Source organism: Candidatus Parvarchaeota archaeon (assembly GCA_016866895.1).
GTDB lineage: Archaea > Micrarchaeota > Micrarchaeia > Anstonellales > VGKX01 > VGKX01.
In genome coordinates, this window is the sequence record VGKX01000139.1 from 1 (window position 1) to 3,430 (window position 3,430).

3 protein-coding genes are annotated in these 3,430 nt (G+C 50.1%); 2 read left to right on the top strand and 1 reads right to left on the bottom strand.

The features are described from left to right. Nucleotides 1-186 precede the first annotated feature (186 nt). Together FJZ26_05040 and FJZ26_05045 are read left to right on the top strand one after the other, a co-directional pair. Entirely contained in the window at nucleotides 187-1,452 is a 1,266-nt protein-coding gene (locus FJZ26_05040) for an aminotransferase class I/II-fold pyridoxal phosphate-dependent enzyme (protein MBM3229772.1), read from the top strand. Next, a complete protein-coding gene (locus FJZ26_05045; GenBank protein MBM3229773.1) occupies nucleotides 1,452-2,654 on the top strand; it encodes an aminotransferase class I/II-fold pyridoxal phosphate-dependent enzyme in 1,203 nt (400 codons plus the stop codon). The genes FJZ26_05040 and FJZ26_05045 overlap by 1 nt, the downstream gene beginning before the upstream one ends. A gap of 76 nt (nucleotides 2,655-2,730) precedes the next feature. Here FJZ26_05045 and prs read toward each other — a convergent pair. Further along, nucleotides 2,731-3,430, bottom strand: a 700-nt coding sequence (gene prs / locus FJZ26_05050; GenBank protein ID MBM3229774.1) for a ribose-phosphate diphosphokinase, incomplete at its 5' end; no start/stop codon positions are given.

Consider the following 3,430-nt stretch of genomic DNA (forward strand, 5'->3'; position numbering starts at 1 on the left):
TGCTGGAGGACTCTGTAAAGCGCATAGATTTCATTGCATATTTCTATTGAAGCTCCAGCTGCCTGCCGCTTTCCCTTCTTGTGTTGCATTGTATCTGATTGCCACTTGTTTTTCTTACGTGGGCTTGCCATTGCCCTGTTGCAATAAGACAACTGGAAACATGCCAAACTTCTGCGATTGCCGTAAATGCCTGCAGTTGGTTTTTATAGATTTTGTTTTGAATCTAGTACCATGACTGTTGTTTCTCCAGCCCAAGCCACAACTGCCGCAAGTGAACGCAAGCCCGCCGTGAAGCTTGCCTCAAGGGTGGAAAGCATTTCCTATGAAATCCGCGATATAGTAGCCAGGGCAAGAAAAGTGGCTGCAACCGGCAAAAAAATCCACTGGTTCAACATAGGCGACCCGAACCAATTTGGCTTCAAGCCGCCTGTTTGGGTGACTGACGCCATTAAGGATGCCCTAAATGAGCCAAAATACTCTGCTTATTGCCCATCTGAGGGCGACCCGCAGCTTAGGGAGGCAATAGCAAAAGTTGAAGGCATTACTCCGGACTTTGTAACAATCCACAGTGGCCTGTCGGAAGGCATTGACTTTCTTTTCCAGGCGCTAGTAAACCCCGGGGACAACGTGCTTTTGCCATCCCCAAGCTACCCTCTTTACAACACAAAGCTGCGCGTTTGCGGCGGTGTCGACAACTTCTACCAGACTGATGAAAACTTCATCCCGATAGTTGACGACTTGCGGAAAAAAATAAATGAAAGGACAAAGGCGATAGTCGTCATCAACCCGAACAACCCGACAGGGGCTGTCTATCCAAGAAGCGTCCTTGAGCAGATTGTCAACATAGCAGGCGAATACGGCCTGCCAATCATCGCAGACGAAATCTATGACAAGATGGCAATTGACGGCCAGCCGTCAACTAACCTTCGCACCCTTACAAAAGAGCTTCCCCTGATTTCCGGAAACGGGCTTTCAAAAAACTTCATTTACCCAGGCTCGCGCGTCGGCTATCTTGCGCTTCACGGCCAGGGTGTCGAGCCTCTTCGTGATGCACTTGTCAAGCTGTGCAACCAGAGGCTGTCTGTGAACTGGGAAATGCAGCGTGGTGCGCTTGCGGCATTCACAATGCCGATGTCGCACCTGCCTGAAATACACCGGCAGCTAAAAATCAGGAGGGACATAATCTCCAAGGGCATTAACAGCATCCCAGGCATGCATCTTGCAAAACCCCAGGCGGCATTCTATTCATTTCCAAAAGTGGAAACAGAAAAATACGCTACGGACAAGGAGTTTGTTTACACGCTTCTTGAAAAAACAGGCGTGCTTGTAGTACCAGGCTCTTCCTTTTCGCCAGTTCTCCCAGGCAAATACTTCAGGCTTGTGTTTCTGGCGCAGCCCCAGGAGCTTGAGGAGGCCATTGGCAAAATAGAGTCATTCATGAAAACAGCGTGATGCCCATGACAAGCAGCATGTTCGCCAAAAGGACCGGGGCACTTGTTTATGCGCCCCGTGCAATAAGTCCGTTTATCGAGGCTGCGGCAAAGGCGGGCAGGAAAATCCGCAGGTTCAACCTTGGCGACCCGGCCGCTTTTGGCTTTGCAGCCCCGCCTCACATCATTGAGGCGGCACAGGCGGCACTCAAGGAGCAAAAGCACCAAAGATATCTGGTTTCATCCAGGGGCGACCCCTGCCTTGTAGATGCAATAGCTGCAAGGGAAAAAGTGCATCCGGATAGCGTGTTTGTGACCAACGGCCTTACCGACGGGATTGACATGGTCATCGGGGCTCTTGTGAACCCAGGGGACAATATCCTTCTTCCGACTCCCTGCTATTCGCTTTACGAAAGCAAGGTCAAATTCTACGGCGGGATTCCAAAAACCTATGCCTGCCATGAAAACTGGGAGCCGGATACAAAAGACATAGAGCGCAAAATTACACGCAGGACAAAGGCAATAGTTATTGTCAACCCAAACAACCCGACCGGGGCCATATACTCAAGGCACGCCATCATGAAAATCATGGAGATTGCCTCGCGCCATCGCCTTCTTGTGTTTGCCGACCTCATCTATGACCAACTTGCCTTCAATGGCGCATCGGTGCCTGATATCAGGGAATTTGCCTCCGACTGCCTGCTTGTGTGCGGCAATGGCATTTCCAAAAACTATTTTTTTCCAGGCGCCAGGGTAGGCTATCTTGCAGTCCACGGAAAGGAGAGCAAGGTCAAAAATGAGCTTAAAAAAATTCTCCTTGACATGTGCTTTGTTCGCCTGTCGCCTACAAATGCATACATGCAGCAGGCCGCCCTTGCCGCTTTTACAAACCCAAGCAGCCATCTTGCAACCTATCTTCCGCTTCTTGAGCAGCGCTCAAACACACTTGTCCAGTGCGCCTTGGAGATTGATGGCTTCAAGGCAATCAGGCCGCAAGGCGCGTTTTACTCATTCATTAAACTTCCAGACTCCAAAGAATTCAAGCGGAGGTTCAAGACAGACAAGGAGTTTGTCTACGGCCTTGTGGAGCAAACGGGAATCGCAACAGTGCAAGGCTCAGGCTTTCTAAAACCAGGCTACTTTAGGACAGTCAACCTTGCCCCGCCAGATGAAATCAAGCAGGCCTTTTCAGAAATAAGGGATTTTGTTCAAAAAGAGGTTTAATGCAGACCGATTTGGCAAAACAGGCTGCAATGAGAGACGTGCGCGTGCTGCCATTCCCTTTTTGCCTTGCATGCGGCTATATCAGCCCTTTTGAGATGTCCAGTATGTCTATTTTAGAAAAGCCGGTCTTAATGGAATTTGTTGATATGACCTCAAGTGCGCCGGCGTCAAGTATCTTCTGCCCCGCCCCCTCCAAAAATTGCCCGTGGGTCGCCGCGCAATAAACTTTTTTTGCCCCACCCTCCAGGCATTTTTGCACTGCCCTGACCATTGTGCCGCCGCCTGCAATCATGTCATCAACGATTAGGATGTTTTTTCCATCAACGCTAAAGTCGTTTTCCATGCTCTCTATCTTCCTGTGGACAGTTTCCTGCTCGTGGCTGTAGCCCCCGCGCTTTTTTTTCATCGACAGCCCGCCGTGCCCCTGCACAAGGTAGCTTGCCCCAATGTCTGGGCTTATGACCGTAAGGTCGCTTTCCTTTTTCCTGAAGTATGCTATCAGACTTTCCGAGGCGCTCAGGTTGCGTATCTTCAACCCGCCATATTCAAACATCCCCTCTTTTTTCAGGAAGTGGCAGTCATAAGCAATGACCTGCCTGAGGCCGCAGGCGCAAAGCACCTTGCACAATGCCTCCGAGCTTTTCACTTCGCCTTCGAGAACCTTCTTGTCCTGGCGTGCGTAGGGAAAATAGGGCAAAAAAGCGCTTATCTCATTCGCATATTTTGTAAGCTCCTCAAGTGCAAGGATGAGCTGGAAGATGGCGCTGTCATGGTTT